At 63.9% G+C, this 23,963-nt stretch carries 19 protein-coding genes; 13 read left to right on the plus strand and 6 right to left on the minus strand.

The window, feature by feature from the left end; all coding sequences use genetic code 11:
* Positions 1-95: 95 nt before the first annotated feature.
* The 3 genes from ACQ4N9_RS14655 to ACQ4N9_RS14665 all read right to left on the minus strand — a co-directional run bounded on the left by ACQ4N9_RS14655 (position 96) and on the right by ACQ4N9_RS14665 (position 2,610).
* Positions 96-410, minus strand: coding sequence for a DUF2388 domain-containing protein (locus tag ACQ4N9_RS14655; protein WP_390966385.1), 315 nt, complete (start codon positions 408-410; stop codon positions 96-98).
* Positions 411-503: 93 nt separating this feature from the next.
* Positions 504-2,183, minus strand: coding sequence for a GspE/PulE family protein (locus ACQ4N9_RS14660; protein ID WP_390966383.1), 1,680 nt, complete (start codon positions 2,181-2,183; stop codon positions 504-506).
* A 100-nt stretch (positions 2,184-2,283) separates the two neighbouring features.
* Positions 2,284-2,610, minus strand: a complete 327-nt coding sequence (locus ACQ4N9_RS14665; RefSeq protein ID WP_390966381.1) for a hypothetical protein — start codon at positions 2,608-2,610, stop codon at positions 2,284-2,286.
* A gap of 125 nt (positions 2,611-2,735) precedes the next feature.
* On the opposite strand from ACQ4N9_RS14665, the gene ACQ4N9_RS14670 reads away from it, so the two are divergent.
* The gene (locus ACQ4N9_RS14670) at positions 2,736-3,206 is read left to right on the plus strand and encodes an Lrp/AsnC family transcriptional regulator (RefSeq protein WP_110992159.1); all 471 of its coding nucleotides are present in this window, start codon (positions 2,736-2,738) and stop codon (positions 3,204-3,206) included.
* Here the strand turns inward: ACQ4N9_RS14670 and ACQ4N9_RS14675 are convergent.
* On the minus strand, positions 3,195-4,586 hold the full coding sequence (locus ACQ4N9_RS14675) for an inorganic triphosphatase (RefSeq protein ID WP_390966379.1): 1,392 nt from the start codon (positions 4,584-4,586) through the stop codon (positions 3,195-3,197). The genes ACQ4N9_RS14670 and ACQ4N9_RS14675 overlap by 12 nt on opposite strands.
* A 197-nt stretch (positions 4,587-4,783) precedes the next feature.
* On the opposite strand from ACQ4N9_RS14675, the gene argE reads away from it, so the two are divergent.
* Together argE and argA are read left to right on the plus strand one after the other, a co-directional pair.
* Complete coding sequence (gene argE / locus ACQ4N9_RS14680) at positions 4,784-5,926, plus strand: acetylornithine deacetylase (RefSeq protein ID WP_390966377.1); 1,143 nt, start codon at positions 4,784-4,786, stop codon at positions 5,924-5,926.
* 125 nt (positions 5,927-6,051) lie between these two features.
* Complete coding sequence (argA, locus tag ACQ4N9_RS14685; protein WP_125462190.1) at positions 6,052-7,350, plus strand: amino-acid N-acetyltransferase; 1,299 nt, start codon at positions 6,052-6,054, stop codon at positions 7,348-7,350.
* 154 nt (positions 7,351-7,504) lie between these two features.
* Here the strand turns inward: argA and ACQ4N9_RS14690 are convergent, their stop codons facing one another.
* Complete coding sequence (locus tag ACQ4N9_RS14690) at positions 7,505-8,881, minus strand: glutamine synthetase family protein (protein WP_110992163.1); 1,377 nt, start codon at positions 8,879-8,881, stop codon at positions 7,505-7,507.
* A gap of 667 nt (positions 8,882-9,548) precedes the next feature.
* Here ACQ4N9_RS14690 and ACQ4N9_RS14695 point away from each other — a divergent pair.
* The 7 genes from ACQ4N9_RS14695 to ACQ4N9_RS14725 all read left to right on the plus strand — a co-directional run bounded on the left by ACQ4N9_RS14695 (position 9,549) and on the right by ACQ4N9_RS14725 (position 17,864).
* A complete protein-coding gene (locus ACQ4N9_RS14695) occupies positions 9,549-10,907 on the plus strand; it encodes a glutamine synthetase family protein (protein ID WP_125462192.1) in 1,359 nt (452 codons plus the stop codon).
* Positions 10,908-10,955: 48 nt separating this feature from the next.
* Positions 10,956-12,317, plus strand: coding sequence for an aspartate aminotransferase family protein (locus ACQ4N9_RS14700; protein WP_390966375.1), 1,362 nt, complete (start codon positions 10,956-10,958; stop codon positions 12,315-12,317).
* A gap of 169 nt (positions 12,318-12,486) precedes the next feature.
* Positions 12,487-13,584 carry a polyamine ABC transporter substrate-binding protein gene (locus tag ACQ4N9_RS14705; RefSeq protein WP_258644125.1) on the plus strand — a complete coding sequence of 366 codons (1,098 nt, stop codon included), beginning with the start codon at positions 12,487-12,489 and terminating at the stop codon, positions 13,582-13,584.
* A gap of 160 nt (positions 13,585-13,744) precedes the next feature.
* Positions 13,745-14,839 carry a polyamine ABC transporter substrate-binding protein gene (locus tag ACQ4N9_RS14710; protein ID WP_258644126.1) on the plus strand — a complete coding sequence of 365 codons (1,095 nt, stop codon included), beginning with the start codon at positions 13,745-13,747 and terminating at the stop codon, positions 14,837-14,839.
* Positions 14,840-14,914: 75 nt separating this feature from the next.
* Positions 14,915-16,057, plus strand: a complete 1,143-nt coding sequence (gene potA / locus ACQ4N9_RS14715) for a polyamine ABC transporter ATP-binding protein (RefSeq protein ID WP_110992168.1) — start codon at positions 14,915-14,917, stop codon at positions 16,055-16,057.
* Positions 16,054-16,974: an ABC transporter permease subunit gene (locus ACQ4N9_RS14720; protein ID WP_167409790.1), complete on the plus strand. Its 921-nt coding sequence runs from the start codon at positions 16,054-16,056 to the stop codon at positions 16,972-16,974. The genes potA and ACQ4N9_RS14720 overlap by 4 nt, the downstream gene beginning before the upstream one ends.
* Entirely contained in the window at positions 16,971-17,864 is an 894-nt protein-coding gene (locus tag ACQ4N9_RS14725; protein WP_110992169.1) for an ABC transporter permease subunit, read from the plus strand. Before ACQ4N9_RS14720 ends, ACQ4N9_RS14725 begins: the two co-directional genes overlap by 4 nt.
* Positions 17,865-17,966: 102 nt before the next feature.
* Here the strand turns inward: ACQ4N9_RS14725 and ACQ4N9_RS14730 are convergent, their stop codons facing one another.
* Positions 17,967-18,422 (minus strand): REP-associated tyrosine transposase, encoded by a 456-nt coding sequence (locus tag ACQ4N9_RS14730; protein WP_390966371.1) that lies wholly within the window; start codon positions 18,420-18,422, stop codon positions 17,967-17,969.
* A 343-nt stretch (positions 18,423-18,765) separates the two neighbouring features.
* Here ACQ4N9_RS14730 and ACQ4N9_RS14735 point away from each other — a divergent pair, with 343 nt between their 5' ends.
* From ACQ4N9_RS14735 to ACQ4N9_RS14745, 3 genes are all read left to right on the plus strand, one after another.
* Complete coding sequence (locus ACQ4N9_RS14735) at positions 18,766-19,854, plus strand: efflux RND transporter periplasmic adaptor subunit (protein WP_390966367.1); 1,089 nt, start codon at positions 18,766-18,768, stop codon at positions 19,852-19,854.
* Positions 19,851-20,918: an efflux RND transporter periplasmic adaptor subunit gene (locus tag ACQ4N9_RS14740; protein ID WP_390966365.1), complete on the plus strand. Its 1,068-nt coding sequence runs from the start codon at positions 19,851-19,853 to the stop codon at positions 20,916-20,918. Before ACQ4N9_RS14735 ends, ACQ4N9_RS14740 begins: the two co-directional genes overlap by 4 nt.
* On the plus strand, positions 20,915-23,963 hold a 3,049-nt coding region (locus ACQ4N9_RS14745; protein ID WP_390966363.1), incomplete at its 3' end, for an efflux RND transporter permease subunit. The genes ACQ4N9_RS14740 and ACQ4N9_RS14745, both read left to right, overlap by 4 nt.

Below are 23,963 nucleotides of genomic sequence, written 5' to 3' on the forward strand. Positions count from 1 at the left end.
AGCCAGCTCCCACAAGGTTTGCCCATGGCCTGGGCTGATGCGGTCGGGGTGGGAGCCGGCTTGCCGGCGATTGGGCTACACAGCAGCCTCCTGGATCACTCGGCTACGGCATTCTTGGCCAGGATTGCGTTGGCCAGTTCCATGTCGCTGGCCTGCACGCTCGGGTTGTCGGCGCGAACCTGGTTGATGGCAGCTTCCAGGAACGGCCCGCGAATCGCGCCGTCACTGGCAACGAAGCTGCCGGCGTCATCCTGCGCGGCGACGATCAGCTTGTGGTCCTTGAAGGTCAGGTAGGTCGAGGCAGTGGTGGCACCCGAGGAGATGACGTTACGCCAGAACGTGTCGGCCATGGCGGAGCCAATGGGCAGCGCGAACAGGACGGTGGCTGCGATGGCTGTTTTGAAACGCATGATGAATCACCTCGGTCTTTGAGGGCTGTTTGAGATGCCCGTTGGATCATGCCTGCCCAGGCCAAGTTCCCGTTCACACAGGGGATTTCTCACTTATCCACAGACCCGCAGCACCTCCTCCAGGGTGGTCAGGCCCTGCTCGACGCGGTCCTGGCCGCAGCGTTGCAGGTCACGCAGGCCATCGGCCTGTGCCTGCCGGCGCAGGGTGGCCAGGTCGGCGCCCGGGGTGATCCGTTCACGCAGGCTGACGCTGACCCTGAGCAACTCGAACAAGCCTGTGCGGCCCTGGAAACCGCTGCCCCGGCACTGGCGACAGGCCTGCTCCTGCCGGGCGCTGTCGCGGCAGGCCGGGCACAGGGTGCGCACCAGGCGCTGGGCCAGCACGCCGATCAGCGTGGCCTTGATCAGGTAGTCGGCCACACCCAGTTCCTGCAGGCGGGTAATGGCACCGCAGGCATCGTTGGTGTGCAGGGTGGACAGCACCAGGTGCCCGGTCAGCGCCGCTTGCACGGCCACCTGCGCGGTCTCGGGGTCACGGATCTCACCGATCATGATGATGTCCGGGTCCTGGCGCAGCAGGGCGCGCACGCCGTCGGCAAAGTTCAGGTCCAGGCCTGGTTGGACCTGCAGCTGGTTGATGGCAGGCTCCAGGCGTTCGATGGGGTCCTCGATGCTGCACAGGTTCACCTGGGGTGTGGCCAGGTGCCTGAGGCTGGCATACAGCGTACTGGTCTTGCCCGAGCCGGTGGGCCCAGTGACCAGCAGGATGCCCTGGCGCTGTTGCAACAGCGCCTGCCACTGCTGCAGCAGCGAGCCACCCAGCCCCAGGCGTTCGAGGGTGTCATGCCGTTGTCGGGGGTCGAACAGGCGCAGTACCAGCTTCTCGCCGAACGGCGTGGGCAGGGTGGAGAGCCGCAACTCGATGTCCGCCCCACCCGGTAGACGGCTTTTAAGCCGGCCATCCTGGGGTCGGCGTTTCTCCGCCACGTTCATCCGCCCCAGGTGTTTCAGGCGGCTGACCATGGCTAGTGCAACCGCCGCCGGGAAGGCGTAGACCGCGTGCAGCAGGCCGTCGATGCGCAGGCGCAGGTGGCCCTGCGCCTGGCGCGGCTCCAGGTGGATATCGCTGGCGCCTTGTTCGATGGCGTACTGCAGCATCCAGTCGACGATGTGCACGATGTGGGCGTCGTCGGCACTGGCTTGAGCATGGCTGGCGCCCAGCTCCAGCAACTGCTCCAGCTCGCCCAGGCGCGGTGACTGCTGCTGCCCGGCACCGTGCACCGAGTGGGCCAGGTCGTAGAAGGTCGTCGCCAGCTGGCGCAGTTGCCTGGGGCTGGCCAGCACCCGGCGCACCTGCTTGCCAAGGCTCAGGGCCAGGTCGGCTTCCCACTCGCGCTGGTAGGGCTGGGCGCTGGCCACGGTAATGCTGCTGTCGTCCATGGCCACCGCAAGGATGCCGTGGCGCTGAGCGAATGCCGCAGAAACCAGGTTGCCGAGGCGGGCCAGGTCGATCTGTAGCGGGTCGATGTGCAGGAACGGCTGGCCAGCCTGATGCGCCAGCCAGCGGCAGAGGCTATCCAGCCCGAGGGCCTGGCCTGGGTGCAGCGGGTCTGGCAGGGCCAGGCCGGCAATCAGTTCCAGAGGATGGTCGGCGGGGTGGGACCTTGCCCGTTCGAGTGCCTGCAGGGCATCGCCGGCGGTGATCCGCTGCTCGGCCAGCAGGGCGTCGAGCAGGCGGTTGAGGTCGAGGTCATGGCTATCCTTGGCGAGCATGGCGGCGTCCTGGCCAGGTGAACGAAGGCCTGGAAAGGCTAGCCCGGGTGGCCCACCCGCGGTGCGGCAAAGGATTTCCGGATCTTGCCGCCGGCGGCCTTCAGCTGACTGCCGCGTGCGCCAGGCGCGGCAGGTTGTGCAGGCTGACTTCGGCGACGCAGACCAGGTTGCGCAACTTTTGCGCGATCACTTCGGCGCGGTGCCAGCTCAGGCCGCCGATACCGATCTGCACATCGAGCAGGTCGTCGCACTGGCTCACCTGCACGCTGTGTGGGGTGAGAAATTGCAGCGCGAACAGGTTCAGTACCCGGCACAGGGTGTCCGGCTCGGCTTCGGCCAGCAGGTGGTAGTGCACGGTGCTGTGCGCGGCCGTGGCGGCCCAGGCGTCGCTGCGGGGCGAAGTGAGGGGGCGTTCGAGTGCGTTCATGCTGGGTCTCCGCGAAAGTGCAGAAATTCTTGCACGTTCGGCGGGGCATATTTTCGCTATGATTTGGCCATTTACGGTTTTGACGAATTAGACAATTCGTTTTATGGCGCATTGGGGAATCAATCATGCAAAGCGAACTGGATGCCTATGACCGGCGCATTCTCGAGGTGCTGCAGGCGGACGCTTCATTGTCCAGTGCGCAGGTCGCCGAGCGCGTGGGCCTGTCGCAATCGCCCTGCTGGCGCCGCATTCAGCGTCTGAAAGAGGAGGGGGTGATCCGCGGCCAGGTGACCCTGCTGGATCGCAAGAAGGTGGGGCTGAATACGCAGATCTTCGCCGAGGTGAAGCTCAATGCCCACGGCCGCTCGAACTTCGCCGAGTTCACCGAGGCGATCCGCGGCTTCCCCGAGGTGCTGGAGTGCTACGTGCTGATGGGCTCGGTGGATTTCCTGCTGCGTATTGTCACCCCGGACATCGAAGCCTACGAACGGTTCTTCTTCGAAAAGCTGTCGAATGTGCCGGGGATCCAGGAGGTCAATTCGATCGTGGCCTTGTCCGAGATCAAGTCCACGACCAGCCTGCCCTTAACGCGCTGAGGGCGACTTGAGCAGGTACTTCCAGGCGCGGTTCTGTTCGATGGCACGGGCCTGCTCGATGCGTGCTTCCAGCAGCTCGTCCTTGTGCTCATCGACCAGCGCTTGCTCGGCCAGCTCATGCAGCTTGTTCAGCTCACCGTACAGACGGTCCTGCTGGGGCAGGTCGAGCACCTGGCGGGCATGGTGCATCCAGGCCTGTACCGACTCGATGCGCGGCAGCTGCTCGGCCAGGTCTTCCGGGCGCTGTACGTACAGCGGCAGCTTGAGGGCGCGGGCTTCTTCGCCGAGCAGGTGCTGCAGCCAGCTGGCCAGTTGCGCCTTGCCCTGGCGTTCGCCACGGCCTTTGCGCTCGACGGTCCAGGCACGGGCGCTCAGCCAGCGCGCGGTCTGCAGGGAGAACTGGCCCCAGCGCGGGTCTTCCAGCTCTTCAATGAACTGCTCGGGCGCGGCGCGGCGGATGTCTTCGTCCTCGTTGCCGGCCAGCACCAGTGGGCGCCAGTCTTCCAGCAGAGCGTCGAGGCTGGCGCGCAGCTCGCGGGTGGCAGCGCGCGGCGCGGCCTGACCAAGGCTGCCCGTGAGTGCACGCAGTTCGGCCAGGCAGCGCACCCAGTCCTGCAGCAGGCGCCAGTGGCCGGTGTGGCGGTACTGCTCGGCCAGGCGCTGGCTGCTGCCGAGCAATTGCCAGGCGAGGGCGGCGAAGGCGTCGTCCACTGGCATTTCGGCATCCAGCTCGGCGGTCGGCAGATCCAGCTCGTAGCTGCCTTCGTCGAGCAGGCGGTAGCCGCGTTCGGCCTTGCTGATGTCACAGGGCATCAGTGGCAGCGTGGCGGCCAGTTCGGCGGCCAGCTCCAGCAGCGCTTCGGGCGCGCCTTCGCGCAGTTCGAGCTCCAGCTCGCAGATGGCTTCCTTGCGTTTGCCGGCGATCACGAAACCTTGGTCCAGCGCAGCCTCGATCACCACCTTGGCCTTGCCACGGCCCCAGGAAATTTCCGCGTACTCGCGGGTGAAGTCGGTGGTGAACAACGGCTTGATGGTTTTTTTGTCGAGCTCGGCCAGTTGCTCGGGCCAGCAGCTGGCGTCGAGCTTCTTCAGGTCGAGCTTGACCTTGTCCAGCTGCCACTCGTGCTCGTTGCGCTCGGACAGGCCGGCTACGCTCTGGCCGCGGCACTTGAGGGTCTGGATGATCACCTCGCCGTCACGACGCAGGCGCAGGGCGACCCGGGCGGCGGACAGCTCACGCTCGGGGGTGTCGAAATACTGATTGAGCAGTTCGCGGGTCTGCCAGCCGGACTTGTTGCGCTTTTTCAGCAGCGGGTGCTCGCGCAGGGCGGCAAGGGTCTCGGGGCTGGCGCGGAGTTTGAGTTCGGTTTCAGTGTGCATCGCGGGCTCGCAGGGAGGGGGCATCGTTGCCGGGCAGTCTACAGGAGTCGGCTGTGGCCTGCCGGTTTTGGGGCCGCTTTGCGGCCCATCGCGGGTAAACCCGCTCCCACAGGGATTGCGTGGTACCCGGCAAGCGCTTGCTCTGCGCAGGGATGGCATTGTTATGATGAGCTTCGATGCCGTCGAGGAGTCCGCGCATGCCGTTGCCGTCGCTGAAAGACCAGTTCGCCGCCCTGATCGCCGCCCCGTCGGTCAGTTGCACCCAGCCTGCGCTGGACCAGTCCAACCGCCCGGTCATCGACCTGCTGGCCGGTTGGCTGGGCGACCTGGGCTTCAAATGCGAAATCCAGCAGGTCACCTCCGGCAAGTTCAACCTGCTGGCCAGCCGCGGCACCGGCCCGGGCGGGCTGGTGCTGGCGGGGCACAGCGACACTGTGCCCTACGATCCGCAGCTGTGGCAAAGCGACCCGCTGAAGCTGACCGAGGTCGATGGCCGCTGGGTCGGGCTGGGCAGCTGCGACATGAAGGGCTTCTTCGCCTTGGTCATCGACGCGGTGATTCCGCTGCTGGAGCACGACTTCAAGCAACCGCTGCTGATCCTCGCCACCTGCGACGAGGAGAGCTCGATGTCCGGTGCCCGCGCCCTGGCCGAAGCCGGCCAGCCGCTCGGCCGTGCGGCGGTGATCGGCGAGCCCACCGGGCTAAAGCCGATCCGCATGCACAAGGGCATCCTCATGGACCGCATCGACATCCTTGGGCGCAGCGGCCATTCGTCGGACCCGTCCCTCGGCCACAGCGCCCTGGAGGCCATGCATGCGGTGATGGGCGAGCTGATGAGCCTGCGCCGCGGCTGGCAGGAACAGTACCGCAATCCCCAGTTCACGGTGCCCACGCCAACCCTGAATTTCGGCTGCATCCATGGCGGCGACAACCCCAACCGGATCTGTGGCCAGTGCGCGCTGGAATTCGACCTGCGCCCGCTGCCGGGCATGGATGTCGAGCAGCTGCGCGCGGCCATTCGCGGCAAACTGGCGCCGCTGGCCGAGCGCCACGAGGTGCGCATCGACTACGCGCCGCTGTTCCCCGAGGTGCCACCCTTCGAGCAGGCCGCCGACTGCGAACTGGTGCAGCTGGCCGAACGCCTGACCGGCCATCGCGCCGAAGCGGTGGCCTTTGGCACCGAAGCGCCTTATCTTCAGCAGCTCGGCTGCCAGACCATCGTCCTCGGCCCGGGCGACATCGCCTGCGCCCACCAGCCTGGCGAGTACCTGGAAATGTCACGTATCGAGCCTACCGTGCGTCTATTGCGTGACCTGATCCGGCACTATTGCCTGAGCTAAACGTCCATTGAGCTGATTCGTTCCTGCCTAGAGGAGACCGCGCGTGACCGCAAGCCTGTTCCGACGATGACTTTCGAACGTTGTGCGCCTTTTCGTTCTCCGTTCACTTATCCACAGGCCTTGTCATGCCCGATTACGTCAACTGGCTGCGCCATGCTTCTCCCTACATCAACGCCCACCGCGACTGCACCTTCGTGGTCATGCTCCCGGGCGATGGTGTGGAACACCCGAACTTCGGCAATATCGTCCATGACCTGGTGCTGTTGCACAGCCTCGGCGTGCGGCTGGTGCTGGTGCACGGCTCGCGCCCGCAGATCGAAAGCCGCCTGGCCGCCCGCGGCCTGACCCCGCACTACCACCATGGCCTGCGCATTACCGACGCGGCTACCCTCGACTGCGTGATCGATGCGGTCGGCGCCCTGCGCCTGGCCATCGAGGCGCGCCTGTCGATGGACATGGCGGCGTCGCCGATGCAGGGCTCGCGCCTGCGCGTGGCCTCCGGCAACCTGGTCACCGCGCGGCCGATCGGCGTGCTGGAGGGGGTCGATTACCACCACACCGGCGAAGTGCGCCGGGTTGACCGCAAGGGCATCAACCGCCTGCTCGACGAGCGCTCCATCGTGCTGCTGTCGCCGCTGGGCTACTCGCCGACCGGCGAGATCTTCAACCTGGCCTGCGAAGACGTGGCCACCCGCGCCGCGATCGAGCTGGGGGCCGACAAGCTGCTGCTGTTCGGCGCCGAACCCGGCCTGCTGGATGAGAAGGGGCAACTGGTACGCGAATTACGCCCGCAACACATTGCGCCGCACCTGCAGCGCCTGGGCAGCGATTACCAGGCGGAATTGCTGGACGCGGCCGCCGAGGCCTGCAAGGGCGGGGTGGCGCGCAGCCATATCGTCAGTTACGCCGAAGATGGTGCGTTGCTGACCGAGCTGTTCACCCGCGGTGGCGGCGGCACGCTGGTGTCCCAAGAGCAGTTCGAAGTGGTGCGCGAGGCGACCATCGACGATGTCGGCGGCCTGCTGGACCTGATCAGCCCGCTGGAAGAGCAGGGCATTCTGGTGCGCCGTTCGCGTGAGGTGCTGGAGCGGGAGATCGAGCAGTTCAGCGTGGTCGAGCGCGAGGGCATGATCATCGCCTGTGCGGCGCTGTATCCGATTGCCGATTCCGAGGCGGGGGAGCTGGCGTGCCTGGCGGTGAACCCGGAGTACCGGCATGGCGGGCGCGGCGACGAGCTGCTTGAACGCATCGAGGCGCGGGCTCGGCAGTTGGGGTTGAAGACCTTGTTCGTGCTGACGACCCGGACCGCACACTGGTTCCGCGAACGTGGCTTTGCGCCCTGTGGCGTGGAGCAGCTGCCGGCGGCGCGAGCGTCGCTGTACAACTTCCAGCGTAATTCGAAGATTTTCGAGAAGCCGTTGTAGGCGCATGCTTGTTGGGGCCTTTTCGCGGGTAAATCGCAGCGGCGAACCGCCGCTCCCACAGGTTATGTGCAAGGCCTGTGGGAGCGGGTTTACCCGCGAAGAAAGCGTCGCTGCAGCCAATGAAAAACGCCGCCCCTGAGGGCGGCGTTTTCGTTTACACGGTATGCAGATACCAGTTGTACTCGAGGTCGGAGATCGAATGCTCGAACTCCTCCAGCTCGCTCTCCTTGCACGCGACGAAGATGTCGATGTACTTCGGATCGATGTACTTGTTGAGGATCTCGCTGTCGTCCAGCTCGCGCAGGGCATCGCGCAGGTTGTTCGGCAGGCTCTGCTCCAGCTGCTCGTACGAGTTGCCTTCGATCGGCTCACCCGGTTCGACCTTGTTGGTCAGGCCGTGGTGCACGCCGGCCAGCACGGCCGCCATCATCAGGTACGGGTTGGCATCGGCACCGGCGACGCGGTGTTCGATGCGCACCGAGTCCGGCGAACCTGTAGGTACACGCAGGGCCACGGTGCGGTTGTCCAGGCCCCAGCTCGGCGCGTTGGGCACGTAGAACTGCGCGCCGAAGCGGCGGTACGAGTTGACGTTGGGGCAGAGGAACGCCATCGAGGCGGGCAGGGTCTCGAGCACACCGCCGACAGCGTGACGTAGCGCGGCGTTCTGCTCGGGATCCTCGCTGGTGAAGATGTTGTTGCCATCTTTGTCCAGCACGGAGATGTGTACATGCAGGCCGTTGCCTGCCTGGCCCGGGTAGGGCTTGGCCATGAAGGTGGTGTCCATTTCATGGTCGTAGGCGATGTTCTTGATCAGCCGCTTGAGCAGCACCGCGTAGTCACAGGCCTTGAGTGGGTCGGCAACGTGATGCAGGTTGACTTCGAACTGTGCCGGGGCGCTTTCCTTGACGATCGCGTCGGCCGGGATGCCCTGCTCTTTCGCGCCTTCGAGGATGTCCTGCAGGCAGTCGGCGTATTCGTCGAGGTCGTCGATCAGGTACACCTGGGTCGACTGCGGGCGCTTGCCCGAAATCGGCGAGCGTGGCGGCTGCGGGCGGCCGTTCACGTTCTCCTGGTCGATCAGGTAGAACTCCAGCTCGAACGCGGCGCAGATGGTCAGGCCCATGTCGGTGAACTTGCTCACCACCTGGCGCAACACTTCACGCGGGTCGGCGAAGAACGGCTCGCCTTCGAGTTCGTGCATGGTCATCAGCAATTGCGCGGTAGGGCGCTTCTGCCATGGCTCGTTGCACAGGGTGTCGGGGATCGGGTAGCAGATGCGGTCGGCATCGCCGATGTCCAGACCGAGGCCCGTGCTTTCGACGGTCGAACCGTTGATATCGAGGGCGAAGAGGGAGGCCGGCAGGTTGATGCCTTTCTCGTAAACCTTGTGCAGGCTCGTGCGCTCGATGCGCTTGCCACGAACCACACCATTCATATCTGCAATCAGAAGGTCAACGTAGAGAACCTCAGGATGTTCCTTAAGGAACGCGTTCGCTTCGTTAAGCTGAACGGCACGCGGGGGTACCGACATGATGCAACACCTTTGTTGTTAAAAATATCAATCAAGGGGGGCTTGCAACCCCAGTCAATCGGAAAGACCGGGTTAAGTCAAGCCAGCCCCATGATGCCCTGAAATGGCACGTCTACGGCAGATTTGCTGCATATCGGGGCGTGCCATTATCCGCTATTTTCGTGCCGAGGGGTTATCCAGAGCGGGCCGTGTTTTATTTTTTACGGAGGAGTTGTGTAAAAAAATGAACAAGGCTAAGCTCGGTCACAACCCAAAACACAATAATACGAGGGTCACATGGTCCGCCTGTCGAGACCTGCCAGCACCGCATGCACGGTGCGCTCAGGTACATCTCCCGGTTACCGTCCGATCATTGCACGCCTGCAACAGTGGGTGGCTGCAGTGGCCGCAATAATTGACGGTTCGCACAAAAAAACCATGCCTCGTAATGCGTTACTGCACGTCTTCCTTTCTATCTGCCCTTTGCTTTCACTGCGGAGCCACTCTTATGGAGTGTATCCACTGGTGTCCTGCGCGCAGGTTTTTGCTTTAGCAATGCACTCCATCCAGAATCAAGGCGCGGGCCTGTCCAGGCCCCTCGGCGCTGTGTGCGCCGACTTTGACCGACGCCAGGCGTCAATGGCAGCCGGTTCCCTGCAACCGGGCCACATTACCTCCTGAGGTATTTATGAGTAACAACCTCGACCAGCTCACCGATTGGTTGAAAGAGCACAAGATCACCGAAGTGGAATGCCTGATCAGCGACCTGACCGGCATCACCCGCGGCAAGATCTCGCCCACCAACAAGTTCATCGCCGAAAAAGGCATGCGCCTGCCCGAGAGCGTGCTGCTGCAGACCGTGACCGGCGATTACGTCGACGACGACATCTATTACGAACTGCTCGATCCGGCCGACATCGACATGATCTGCCGCCCCGACGAGAACGCGGTGTTTCTCGTGCCCTGGGCCATCGAGCCGACCGCCCAGGTGATCCACGACACCTACGACAAGAAGGGCAACCCGGTCGAACTGTCGCCGCGCAACGTGCTCAAGAAAGTCCTCAAGCTCTACGCCGACAAGGGCTGGCAGCCGATCGTCGCGCCAGAGATGGAGTTCTACCTGACCAAGCGCAGCGAAGACCCGGACTTCCCGCTGCAGCCGCCGGTAGGCCGCTCCGGCCGCCCGGAGACCGGCCGCCAGTCGTTCTCGATCGAGGCCGCCAACGAATTCGACCCGCTGTTCGAGGACGTCTATGACTGGTGCGAACTGCAGCAGCTGGACCTCGACACCCTGATCCACGAAGACGGCACCGCGCAGATGGAAATCAACTTCCGTCACGGCGACGCCCTGCACCTGGCCGACCAGATCCTGGTGTTCAAGCGCACCATGCGCGAGGCGGCGCTCAAGCACAACGTAGCCGCCACCTTCATGGCCAAGCCGATGACCGGCGAGCCGGGCAGTGCCATGCACCTGCACCAGAGCGTGGTCGATGCCGCCACCGGCAAGAACATCTTCTCCAATGCCGATGGCAGCATGAGCGAGCTGTTCCTCAACCACATCGGCGGCCTGCAGAAATTCATCCCCGAGGCGCTGCCGCTGTTCGCCCCCAACGTCAACTCGTTCCGCCGCTTCCTGCCCGACACCTCGGCGCCGGTGAACGTCGAGTGGGGTGAAGAGAACCGCACCGTCGGCTTGCGCGTACCGGATGCCGGCCCGCAGAACCGCCGGGTCGAGAACCGCCTGCCGGGCGCCGACGCCAACCCGTACCTGGCCATCGCCGCCAGCTTGCTGTGCGGCTACATCGGCATGGTCGAAGGCATCCAGGCCAGCGCGCCGGTACAGGGCCGCGGCTACGAGCGCCGTAACCTGCGCCTGCCGCTGACCATCGAGGATGCCCTCGAACGCATGGAAATCAGCCGGGCACTGGAGCAGTACCTGGGCAAGAAATTCATTGCCGGCTACGTCGCCACCAAGCGCGCCGAGCATGAAAACTTCAAGCGCGTCATCAGCTCCTGGGAGCGAGAGTTCCTGCTGTTTGCTGTGTGATCAACCCTGAGGCCGCCTGGGCGCGGCCACCGGACCATGGAGAAGCACATGAGCGTCAACAACCCGCAAACCCGTGAATGGCAGACCCTGAGCGGCGAGCACCACCTTGCACCTTTCAGCGACTACAAGCAGCTGAAGGAGAAGGGGCCGCGCATCATCACCAAGGCGCAGGGCGTGCATTTGTGGGACAGCGAGGGCCACAAGATCCTCGACGGCATGGCCGGCCTGTGGTGCGTGGCGGTGGGCTATGGCCGTGAAGAACTGGTGCAGGCGGCAGAAAAGCAGATGCGCGAGCTGCCGTACTACAACCTGTTCTTCCAGACCGCCCATCCGCCCGCGCTGGAGCTGGCCAAGGCGATCACCGACGTGGCGCCCGAGGGCATGACCCATGTGTTCTTCACCGGCTCCGGCTCCGAAGGCAACGACACCGTGCTGCGCATGGTCCGCCACTACTGGGCGCTCAAGGGCAAGCCGCACAAGCAGACCATCATCGGCCGCATCAACGGCTACCACGGCTCCACCTTCGCCGGCGCGTGCCTGGGCGGCATGAGCGGCATGCACGAGCAGGGCGGCCTGCCGATCCCGGGCATCGTGCACATTCCTCAGCCGTACTGGTTCGGTGAGGGCGGCGACATGAGCCCCGACGACTTCGGCGTGTGGGCTGCCGAGCAGCTTGAGAAGAAGATTCTGGAAGTGGGCGAAGACAACGTCGCCGCCTTCATCGCCGAGCCGATCCAGGGCGCCGGTGGCGTGATCATCCCGCCAGAGACCTACTGGCCGAAGGTCAAGGAGATCCTGGCGAAGTACGACATCCTGTTCGTCGCCGACGAAGTGATCTGTGGTTTCGGCCGCACCGGCGAGTGGTTCGGCTCCGACTACTACGACCTCAAGCCTGACCTGATGACCATCGCCAAGGGCCTGACCTCCGGTTACATCCCCATGGGCGGTGTGATCGTGCGTGACAAGGTGGCCAAGGTGATCAGCGAAGGGGGCGACTTCAACCACGGCTTCACCTATTCCGGCCACCCGGTGGCGGCCGCTGTGGGCCTGGAAAACCTGCGCATCCTGCGCGACGAGCACATCGTCGAGAAGGCGCGCACGGAAGTGGCACCCTACTTGCAAAAACGACTGCGTGAGCTGCAGGACCACCCACTGGTGGGCGAAGTGCGCGGCCTGGGCCTGCTCGGTGCGATCGAGCTGGTCAAGGACAAGGCCACCCGCAGCCGTTACGAGGGCAAGGGCGTGGGCATGGTCTGCCGCAACTTCTGCTTCGAAAACGGCCTGATCATGCGCGCCGTGGGCGACACCATGATCATCGCCCCGCCGCTGGTGATTACCCATGCCGAGGTGGACGAACTGGTGGAGAAGGCGCGCAAGTGCCTGGATTTGACGTACGAAGCGATCAAATGACGGTCTGCTAGGCTGGCGAGGTGACATTAAGTCATTACAAGGCTCTGGTTGTGTTGAAACAGCGCCTTGTAACTTGCCAGACTAACGGCTGTTTCAGTCGCCCAGCGCGTGCACCGTGGGCCCTGGCTGCTGAACAGATGGCTTGATAATAAATTCTGGAGCATTACGCATGAAGAAATTGGGCAAGACGCTGCTGGCCGCCGCCCTGATGGGTGCCGTGGCGACCGCTGTTCAGGCTGATGACAAAGTGCTGCACGTCTACAACTGGTCGGACTACATCGCCCCGGACACCGTGGCCAACTTCGAGAAGCAGACGGGCATCAAGGTCGTCTACGACGTCTTCGACAGCAACGAAACCCTCGAAGCCAAGCTGCTGGCGGGCAAGTCGGGCTACGACATCGTCGTGCCGTCCAACAACTTCCTGGCCAAGCAGATCAAGGCTGGCGTCTACCAGGAGCTGGACCGTTCCAAGCTGCCCAACTGGAAAAACCTCGACCCGGCCCTGCTCAAGGCCGTCGGCGACGCCAGCGACCCGGGCAACAAGTTTGCCTTCCCGTACATGTGGGGCTCCATCGGCATCGGCTACAACCCGGAGAAGGTCAAGGCTGCGCTGGGCGTGGACAAGATCGATTCGTGGGACGCCGTGTTCAAGCCTGAGAACATCGCCAAGCTCAAGAGCTGCGGCGTGAGCTTCCTCGATGCACCGACCGAGATGATCCCGGCCGCGCTGCACTACCTGGGCAAGCCAAGCGACAGCACCAAGAAAGAAGACCTGAAGGCCGCCGAAGACCTGTTCCTCAAGATCCGTCCTTCGATCACCTACTTCCACTCCTCCAAGTACATCTCCGACCTGGCCAACGGCAACATCTGCGTGGCCGTGGGTTACTCGGGTGACCTGGAGCAGTCCAAGGCCCGTGCCCACGAGGCCGGCGACAAGGTCAAGCTGAGCTACACCATTCCTAAGGAAGGTGCCGGTACCTTCTACGACATGGTCGCCATTCCGAAGGACGCCGAGAACGTCGAAGCGGCCTACAAGTTCATGGACTACCTGCTGCAACCGGAAGTCATGGCCGGCATTACCAATGCCGTACGCTTCCCGAACGGCAACAAGGCGGCCACCCAGTTCGTGGACAAGGACATCACCAGCGACCCGGCCATCTACCCGTCCGATGAAGTGAAGGCACAGCTGTACGCCATCAAGGCGCCGGAGAAGGCCGCCCAGCGCGACATCACCCGTAGCTGGACCAAGATCAAGTCGGGCAAGTAAGCCCGATGCGGGACCCTCTGGGCCGGGCCTTTGCGGCCCAGAGGCAGCTTTAGGCAAATAAGTTTGCGGCATCGAAGCCGTGAAGGTAAGTTGCGCGCCGGTTTTGCGTGAGCGGCCAGGTTTTCCGCCCGCAAAGGCACTGATTGTAAGGAGCCCCCACTTGTCTATTTCTGTATTGCGCAAGGCCTTGATGGCTGGAGCGGGCCTGACGCTGGCTTGCAGCGTCCAAGCGGCGCCCACGGTGCATATCTACAACTGGTCCGACTACATCGGGCCGACCACCCTCGCGGATTTCGAGAAAGAAACCGGTATCAAGCCGGTGCAGGACGTGTTCGATTCCAACGAAACCCTGGAAGGCAAGCTGCTGGCCGGCAAGACCGGCTATGACGTAGTCGTGCCGTCCAACCATTTCCTCGGCAAGCAGATCAAGGCGGGCGCGTTCCAGAAGCTCGACAAGGGTCTGCTGCCCAACTATGCCAACCTCGACCCGGCGCTGATGAAGCGCCTCGAGAAGAACGACCCGGGCAACCAGTACGCCGTGCCCTACCTGTGGGGTACCAACGGCATCGGCTACAACGTCGAGAAGGTCAAGGCGGTGCTGGGCACCGACAAGATCGACTCCTGGGCCGTGCTGTTCGAACCCGAGAACATGAAGAAGCTCAGCAAGTGCGGCGTGGCCTTCCTCGACTCGGCCGACGAGATGCTCCCGGCGGTGCTCAACTACATGGGCCTGAGCCCCAACAGCACCGACCCTGAAGACTACAAGAAGGCCGAGGCCAAGCTGTTGGCCGTGCGCCCCTACGTGACCTACTTCCACTCTTCGAAATACATCACCGACCTGGCCAACGGCGACATCTGCGTCGCGGCAGGCTTCTCCGGTGACGTGTTCCAGGCCAAGGCCCGCGCTGCCGAAGCGAAGAAGGGCGTGAACCTGGCCTACGCAATCCCGAAAGAAGGCGGCAACCTCTGGTTCGATGTGCTGGCGATCCCCAAGGACGCCAAGAACCTCAAAGAGGCCCACGCCTTCATCAACTATTTGCTGAAGCCTGAGGTTATCGCCCAGGTCAGTGATTACGTCGGTTACGCCAACCCGAACCCCAAGGCTGGCGACCTGATGGACCAGGCCGTGAGGACTGACGCCGCGGTTTACCCACCGCAGGAAGTGCTGGACAAGATGTTCGTCAACGCAGAGTTGCCACCCAAGGTGCAGCGCCTGATGACCCGTAGCTGGACCAAGGTCAAGTCGGGCAAGTAACAACAATCCAGGCCCGCCACGGCCCCTGTAGCAACAGGCCGTGTGGGCATATAAATCTTGTTGGGAGTTTCACTCATGGCAGTTGCCTCCGGTGCCTATAAGAAAGCCCTCGAGGGTGGCCAGCAACCCAAGCAGGTGCTGGTCAAAATCGACCGGGTCACGAAGAAGTTCGACGAAACCATAGCCGTGGACGATGTGTCCCTGGAAATCCGCAAAGGCGAGATCTTCGCCCTGCTGGGTGGCTCCGGTTCCGGTAAATCGACCCTGCTGCGCATGCTCGCCGGCTTCGAGCGCCCGACCGAGGGGCGGATCTTCCTCGACGGTGTCGACATCACCGACATGCCGCCCTACGAGCGGCCGATCAACATGATGTTCCAGTCCTACGCGCTGTTCCCGCACATGACCGTGGCGCAGAACATCGCCTTCGGCCTGCAGCAGGACAAGATGCCCAAGGCCGAGATCGACGCCCGCGTGGCCGAGATGCTCAAGCTGGTGCACATGACCCAGTACGCCAAGCGCAAGCCGCACCAGCTGTCCGGTGGCCAGCGCCAGCGTGTGGCCCTGGCCCGTTCGCTGGCCAAGCGCCCCAAGCTGCTGCTGCTCGACGAACCGATGGGCGCGCTGGACAAGAAGCTGCGCTCGCAGATGCAACTGGAGCTGGTGGAGATCATCGAGCGCGTGGGCGTGACCTGCGTGATGGTGACCCACGACCAGGAAGAGGCCATGACCATGGCCCAGCGCATCGCCATCATGCACCTGGGCTGGATTGCCCAGATCGGCAGCCCGATCGACATCTATGAAACCCCGACCAGCCGCCTGGTCTGCGAGTTCATCGGCAACGTCAACCTGTTCGAAGGTGAAGTGGTCGAAGACGCCGAAGGCCACGCCGTCATCGCCAGCCCGGAGCTGGAGCGCAAGATCTACGTCGGCCACGGCATCACCACCTCGGTGGAAGACAAGCACATCACCTACGCCCTGCGCCCGGAGAAACTGCTGGTCACCACCACGCAGCCAACCTGCGAGCACAACTGGTCGCGTGGCAAGGTTCACGACATCGCCTACCTCGGTGGCCACTCGGTGTTCTACGTCGAGCTGCCCAGTGGCAAGGTCGTCCAGTCGTTCGTCGCCAACGCCGAGCGTCAGGGCACCCGCCCTACCTGGGGTGACGAAGTGTACGTGTGGTGGGAAGACGACAGCGGCGTGGTACTGCGGTCATGAAACTGCGCAAGCTCAAGCGAGCCTTCCAGCGCCTGACCCCGGAGGGGCGGCACCTGGTGATCGGCGTGCCGTTCATCTGGCTGTTCCTGTTCTTCATGCTGCCGTTCTTCATCGTGTTGAAGATCAGCTTCGCCGAAGCCGATGTGGCGATCCCGCCCTACACCGAGATCTACACCTATCTCGAAGGCAAGGTGCAGCTGGTGCTGAACCTGGCCAACTATGGCCTGCTCACCGAAGACGAGCTGTACATCTCGGCCTACCTCGGTTCGTTGAAGGTCGCCCTGTTCAGCACCCTGCTGTGCCTGCTGATCGGCTACCCGATGGCCTATGCCATCTCCAAGGCCAAGAAGGAGTCGCAGACCGTCCTGCTGCTGCTGATCATGATGCCGACCTGGACCGCGATCCTGATCCGCGTCTACGCCTGGATGGGCATCCTCAGCAACAACGGGCTGCTCAACAGCTTCCTGATGTGGCTGGGGCTGATCGACCAGCCGTTGCAGATCCTCAACACCAACCTGGCGGTGTATATCGGCGTGGTCTATTCGTACCTGCCGTTCATGATCCTGCCGCTGTACGCCAACCTGGTGAAGCACGACGAAAGCCTGCTCGAGGCAGCATCGGACCTGGGCTCGAGCACCTTCAACAGCTTCTGGAAGATCACCGTGCCGCTGTCCAAGAACGGCATCATCGCCGGTTGCATGCTGGTGTTCATCCCGGTGGTGGGCGAGTTCGTGATCCCAGAACTGCTCGGCGGCCCGGAAACCCTGATGATCGGCAAGGTGCTGTGGCAGGAGTTCTTCAACAACCGTGACTGGCCGGTAGCGTCCGCGCTGGCAGTGGTGATGCTGGCGATCCTGATCGTGCCCATCCTGCTGTTCAACCGCAGCCAGGCCAAAGAGATGGAGGGTCGGGCATGAAACGCTTCAGTTTCTCCAACCTGATGCTGATCGTCGGCTTGCTGTTCATCTACCTGCCGATGCTGATCCTGGTGATCTACTCGTTCAACGCCTCCAAACTGGTGACGGTGTGGGGCGGCTGGTCGGTGAAGTGGTACGTCGGCCTGCTCGACAACAGCCAGCTGATGGGTTCGGTGATGCGCTCGCTGGAGATCGCCTGCTACACGGCGGTCGCCGCCGTGGCACTGGGCACCCTGGCGGCCTTCGTGCTGACCCGGGTCACCCGCTTCAAGGGCCGCACGCTGTTCGGTGGCCTGGTCACCGCGCCGCTGGTAATGCCCGAGGTGATCACCGGTCTGTCGCTGTTGCTGCTGTTCGTGGCCATGGCGCAGATGATCGGCTGGCCTCAGGAGCGTGGCATCGTCACCATCTGGATCGCCCACACCACGTTCTGCGCCGCCTACGTGGCGGTGGTGGTGTCGGCACGCCTGCGTGAGCTGGACCTGTCGATCGAAGAAGCGGCCATGGACCTGGGTGCCAAGCCGTGGAAGGTGTTCTTCCTGATCACCATCCCGATGATCGCGCCATCGTTGGCGGCGGGCGGCATGATGTCGTTCGCCCTGTCGCTGGACGACCTGGTGCTGGCCAGCTTCGTGTCCGGCCCCGGCTCGACCACGCTGCCGATGGAAGTGTTCTCGGCCGTGCGTCTGGGCGTGAAGCCCGAGATCAACGCCGTGGCCAGCCTGATCCTGCTGTCGGTGTCGCTGGTAACCTTCCTGGTCTGGTACTTCAGCCGCCAGGCCGAAGAACGTCGCCGCAAGGCGATCCAGCAGGCCATCGAGGAAGGCGCCGCAGCCAACGTTTCGCAGCCGCAGGTGCGTCGCCCGTCCCAGGCTACCGCACAGGCCTGACGCCATTCGCGAGTAAACTCGCTCCCACAGGAACAGCGGTGTCCTCGGACATGGCGCTATCCCTGTGGGAGCGGGTTTACCCGCGAATGCTTCACCCCGGTTTCAAAGCCAGATGGCATCCCAATGCGGATACTCCCTGACACTCCCCACCAGCCCAGCCCGCAATGGATTGGCAACGATATACCTGGCAACCCATTTCACATCCTGGTCTCGACGTAGTGCTCTGTCCTGATAGCCGGGCTGCCATACCGGGTCCTGCTCAACTCCCGACTTGTGCAAGGCCAGGCTCGATCGCGATTTGAATCTGCGCATCAGTGTGGCAAGCGTCACCGAATGCAGTTCGATAAGCCAATGCAGATGGTCTGGCATGACCACCCACGCCAGCGATTGGCAAGATTGTTCCTGGTCGGACTTGCGCAGTTCGTTGATCACGAGCCGGGCATTGTGGAAATCCATGAACAATGGTTTTCGTTGGTGGGTGATGGTGGTCAGTAGATAGATCCTGCCCGGTTCAGAGAACCGTCCTCGGCGAAGCAGATACGACTGGGCCAGGGTCATGCAGGTCGTCCTTGAATATGGGCTCGCCATGAACACTAGTGGCGTGTCTTGAATCCACGCGTGGCTGATGTTTTCAGAATGTGGCAGCGGTCGCAGACCATTGATCCAGTTCGGCCCTGTGGGAGCGGCTTTAGCCGCGAAGCGGGCAACGCGGTGCTTGGCACCGGCTACGCCGGTGTTCGCGGGTAAACCCGCTCCCACAGTTACCGCGCCAGATTTCAGATTTGATGCAAGACAGTTGCTCCCACAGGGGAATTGCCCACCGTCCCATGCCGTTTGTCGATCCCTGATCTACGCTTCTCCCACGCGTCGTACAAACCATTCGTACAAGCGAGGAGCCTGCATGTCGGTATCGCATCCGATCATGGTCGGTGGCCTGGGGCTGTTGTTGATGCTTTCGGGCTGTGACAAGGAAGAAGCCGCCCCGGTATTGCCCAGGGTTGCGGTGCAACAAGTCCAACCTACCGATTTTGCTGCCCGGGTCACCCTCACCGGCGACGTACAGGCGCGGGTGCAGACCGACCTGTCGTTTCGCGTGGGCGGCAAGATCATTTCCCGCAGCGTCGATGTGGGCGACCACGTCAAGGCCAACCAGGTGCTCGCGCGCCTGGACCCGAAAGATCTGCAGAACACCGTCGACTCGGCCAAGGCCGAGGTGTTCGCCGAACAGGCGCGGGTGACCCAGAGCAGCGCCGCGTTCATCCGCCAGCAGAAGCTGCTGCCCAAGGGCTACACCAGCCAGAGCGAATACGATTCCGCCGAAGCCGCCCTGCGCAGCAGCCAGAGCGCGCTCAAGGCGGCCCAGGCGCAGTTGGCCAATGCCAACGAGCAGCTGAGCTATACCGCCCTGGTGTCCGAGGCCGATGGCGTGATCACCGCGCGCCAGGCCGAAGTGGGGCAGGTGGTGCAGGCCACCATGCCGATCTTCAGCCTGGCGGTGGACGGCGACCGCGACGCGGTGTTCAACGTGTACGAATCCCTGCTGGTCAAGCCGCCCAGCGACGAAGGCGTGGTGGTCAGCCTACTGGACAACCCGGAGGTGAAGGCCGAAGGCCGGGTTCGCGAGATCACCCCGACAGTGTCCGCCGAAAGCGGCACCGTGCAGGTCAAGGTGGCCCTGCGCAACGTGCCGGCCGGCATGCAACTCGGTTCGCCGGTGACCGCCACCGGCAACGCCCAGGGCCGACCAAGCATCGAGTTGCCCTGGGCCGCGCTGACCAAGGCACTGCATGAGCCCGCAGTGTGGGTGGTGGGCGAGGGCGACAAGGTCGAGCTGCGCAAGGTTCAGGTGTCGCGCTACCTCACCGGCAAGGTGGTGATCGCCGACGGTATCAAGGGCGGCGAGACCGTCGTGGTGGGCGGCGGGCAGTTGCTGCACCCCGGCATGCAGGTGGTGAAAGTCACCGCCAAGGACGGAGGGGCCGCGCCATGAAACGCCCGTTGTCGATCCTCTGCGCCAGCCTGTTGCTCGGTGCCTGCGGCGGTGAAGAGATGGCGCCGGAGATGATCCGCCCCGTGCTGTCGACGCTGGTCGAGCCGCAAGTGCAATCGCAACTGGGGCGTTTCGCCGGCACCATCCAGGCGCGCTTCGAAAGCACCCTCGGGTTTCGCGTGTCTGGCCGTATCGCCCGGCGCTGGCTGGATGTCGGTGCCCGGGTGCAGCCCGGCGATACCCTGGCCACCCTCGACCCTACCGATCAACAGAACCAGCTGCGCGCCGCCGAAGGCGACCTGGCCAAGGTCCAGGCGCAGTGGATCAACGCCCAGGCCAACGCGCGCCGCCAGCAGCAGCTGTACGACCGTGGCGTGGGCGCCCAGGCCCAACTGGATATCGCCCAGACCGACCTGAAGACCACCAGCGCGGCGCTGGAGCAGGCACGCTCGGCGGTCAGCCAGGCCCGCGACCAGTTGGACTACAGCACCCTGCGCACCGACCATGCCGCCGTGGTCACCGCCTGGCAGGCCGAAGCCGGGCAGACCGTCAGCGCAGGCCAGGCCGTGGTCACCCTGGCACGCCCGGACGTCAAGGAAGCGGTGATCGACCTGCCGATCCCCCTGGCCGAGCAGTTGACCAAGAGCCTGACCTTCACCGTGGCCTCGCAGCTCGACCCGAGCATCAACACCACCGCCACCTTGCGCGAACTCGAGCCCCAGGCCGACGCCACTACTCGCACCCGGCGTGCCCGACTGACCCTGGCCAGCACCCCGGATGCGTTCCACCTGGGCACCGCGATCAGCGTCACCCTGAGTTCGGCGGTGAGCCCGCGCAGCGAGCTGCCACTGACCGCGCTGCTCGAACGCGATGGCAAGACCCAGGTGTGGGTCGTCGACCCACAACAGAAAACCGTGGCCACCCGTGACGTCGCGCTGCTCGAACGCAGCGCCGACCGCATCGTCCTGGCGTCCGGCGTGCAGCCCGGGGAGCGGGTGGTGACTGCCGGTGTGAACAGCCTCAAGCCTGGCCAGAAAGTGACCTTCGACGAGGACCCGCAATGAAAGGAAGCTTCAACCTCTCGGAGTGGGCCCTCAAGCACCAGTCCTTCGTCTGGTACTTGATGTTCGTCGGCGTGCTGATGGGCATCTTTTCGTACTTCAACCTGGGCCGTGAGGAAGACCCGTCCTTCACCATCAAGACCATGGTGATCCAGAGCCGCTGGCCGGGTGCGACCCAGGACGAAACGCTCTACCAGATCACCGACCGCATCGAGAAGAAGCTCGAAGAACTCGATTCGCTCGACTACGTGAAGAGCTACACCCGCCCTGGCGAGTCCACGGTCTATGTCTACCTGCGCGACACCACCAAGGCCAAGGACATTCCCGAAATCTGGTACCAGGTGCGCAAGAAGATCCAGGATATTCGCGGGCAGTTCCCCCAGGGCATCCAGGGCCCGGCCTTCAACGACGAGTTCGGCGACGTGTTCGGCTCGATCTACGCCTTCACCGCCGACGGCCTGACCCTGCGCCAGTTGCGCGACTATGTGGAGGTGGCCCGCGCCGAAGTCCGCGAGGTGCCCAACATCGGCAAGATCGAACTGATCGGCACCCAGGACGAGGTGCTCTACCTGAACTTCTCGACCCGCAAGCTGGCGGCCCTGGGCATCGACCAGCGCCAGGCCATGCAGGCCCTGCAGCAACAGAACGCGGTGACCCCGGCCGGGGTGATCGAGGCGGGGCCGGAGCGCATCTCGGTGCGCACCACCGGGCAGTTCGCCTCGGAGAAAGACCTGGAAACGGTGAACCTGCGCATCAACGACCGGTTCTTCCGTCTGGCCGACATCGCTGACATCGAGCGCGGCTACGTCGACCCGCCTTCGCCGATGTTCCGCTACAACGGCCAGACCGCCATTGGCCTGGCGATCGGCATGAAGGCCGGCAGCAACATCGAGGTGTTCGGCGCGGCGCTGAAGGAGAAGATGGACAAGGTGGTGCGCGACCTGCCGGTCGGCGTGGGCGTGCACAACGTGTCCGACCAGGCCGTGGTGGTCAAGCAGGCGGTCGGCGGCTTCACCAGCGCGCTGTTCGAGGCCGTGGTGATCGTGCTCGCCGTGAGCTTCGTCAGCCTCGGCATACGCGCGGGGCTGGTGGTGGCCTGCTCGATTCCGCTGGTGCTGGCCATGGTCTTCGTGTTCATGGAGTACAGCGACATCACCATGCAGCGGATCTCGCTCGGCGCGCTGATCATTGCCCTGGGCCTGCTGGTGGACGATGCGATGATCACCGTCGAGGTGATGGTCACGCGGCTGGAGATGGGCGAGACCAAGGAGCAGGCGGCCACGTTCGCCTACACCTCGACGGCCTTCCCGATGCTTACCGGCACCCTGGTGACGGTGGCCGGCTTCGTGCCGATCGGCCTCAACGCCAGCTCCGCGGGCGAATACACCTATACCCTGTTCGCGGTGATCGCCGTGGCCCTGATCGTGTCCTGGGTGGTGGCGGTATTCTTCGCCCCGGTGCTCGGCGTGCACATCCTCAACAGCAAGGTAAAGGCCCACGAGGCCAAGCCCGGGCGTCTCGACCGGGCGTTCGAGGGCGGGCTGCTGTGGTGCATGCGCAATCGCTGGCTGACCATCATCGGCACCATCGTCCTGTTCGCCCTGGCGCTGTTCTGCATGCGCTTCGTGCAGAACCAGTTCTTCCCGTCCTCGGACCGCCCGGAAATCCTCGTCGACCTCAACCTGCCGCAGAATGCCTCGATCGAGGAAACGCGCAAGGTGGTCGACCGCCTGGAGGCCAGGATCAAGGACGACCCGGACCTGGTGCGCTGGAGCACCTACATCGGCCAGGGCGCGATTCGTTTCTACCTGCCCCTCGATCAGCAGTTGCAGAACCCCTATTACGCCCAGCTGGTGATCGTCAGCAAGGGCTTCGAAGAGCGCCAGGGCATGATGGATCGCCTGCAGAAGCTGCTGCATGAGGAATTCGTCGGCGTGGGCACCAACGTGCAGTCGCTGGAGATGGGCCCGCCGGTGGGGCGACCGATCCAGTACCGGGTCAGCGGCAAGGACATCGACCAGGTGCGCCGGCATGCCATCGAGCTGGCAACCTTCCTCGACAGCAACGAGCACATCGGCGAGATGATCTACGACTGGAACGAGCCCGGGAAGGTGCTGCGCATCGAGATCGCCCAGGACAAGGCCCGTCAGCTGGGGCTGTCGTCCGAGGACGTGGCCAACGTGATGAACAGCATCGTCAGCGGCGTGCAGGTCACCCAGGTCAACGACAACATCTACCTGGTCAACGTGGTCGCGCGCGCCGAGGACAGCGAGCGTGGTTCGCCCGATACCTTGCAGAACCTGCAGATCGTCACGCCCAGCGGCGCGTCGATCCCGCTGCTGGCCTTCGCCACCGTGCGCTATGAGCTGGAGCAGCCGCTGGTGTGGCGGCGTGACCGCAAGCCGACCATCACCATCAAGGCCTCGGTGGTCGGCGACATCCAGCCCACCGACCTGGTGGCCCAGCTCAAGCCGGGCATCGACGCGTTTGCCAGCAAGCTGCCGGTTGGCTACGAGGTGGCCACCGGGGGTACGGTGGAGGAGAGCGCCAAGGCCCAGGGCCCGATCCGCAAGGTCGTGCCGCTGATGCTGTTCCTCATGGCGACCTTCCTGATGATCCAGTTGCACAGCGTGCAGAAGCTGTTCCTGGTGGTCAGCGTGGCGCCCCTGGGGCTGATCGGCGTGGTCGTGGCGCTGGTGCCCACGGGTACGCCCATGGGCTTCGTGGCGATCCTCGGGATCCTTGCCCTGGCCGGCATCATCATCCGCAACTCGGTGATCCTGGTGACCCAGATCGACGAGTTCGAGGAACAGGGCCTGTCGCCCTGGGAGGCGGTGCTGGAGGCCACCAACCATCGCCGGCGGCCGATCCTGCTGACGGCGGCGGCCGCCAGCCTGGGCATGATCCCGATTGCCCGCGAAGTGTTCTGGGGGCCGATGGCCTACGCCATGATCGGCGGCATCATCAGTGCAACGCTGCTGACGCTGCTGTTCCTGCCGGCGCTGTACGTGGCCTGGTACAAGATCCGCGAGCCGCAAAAGACTCCCT

The organism is Pseudomonas sp. ES1 (genome assembly GCF_050586605.1).
Taxonomy (GTDB): domain Bacteria; phylum Pseudomonadota; class Gammaproteobacteria; order Pseudomonadales; family Pseudomonadaceae; genus Aquipseudomonas; species Aquipseudomonas sichuanensis.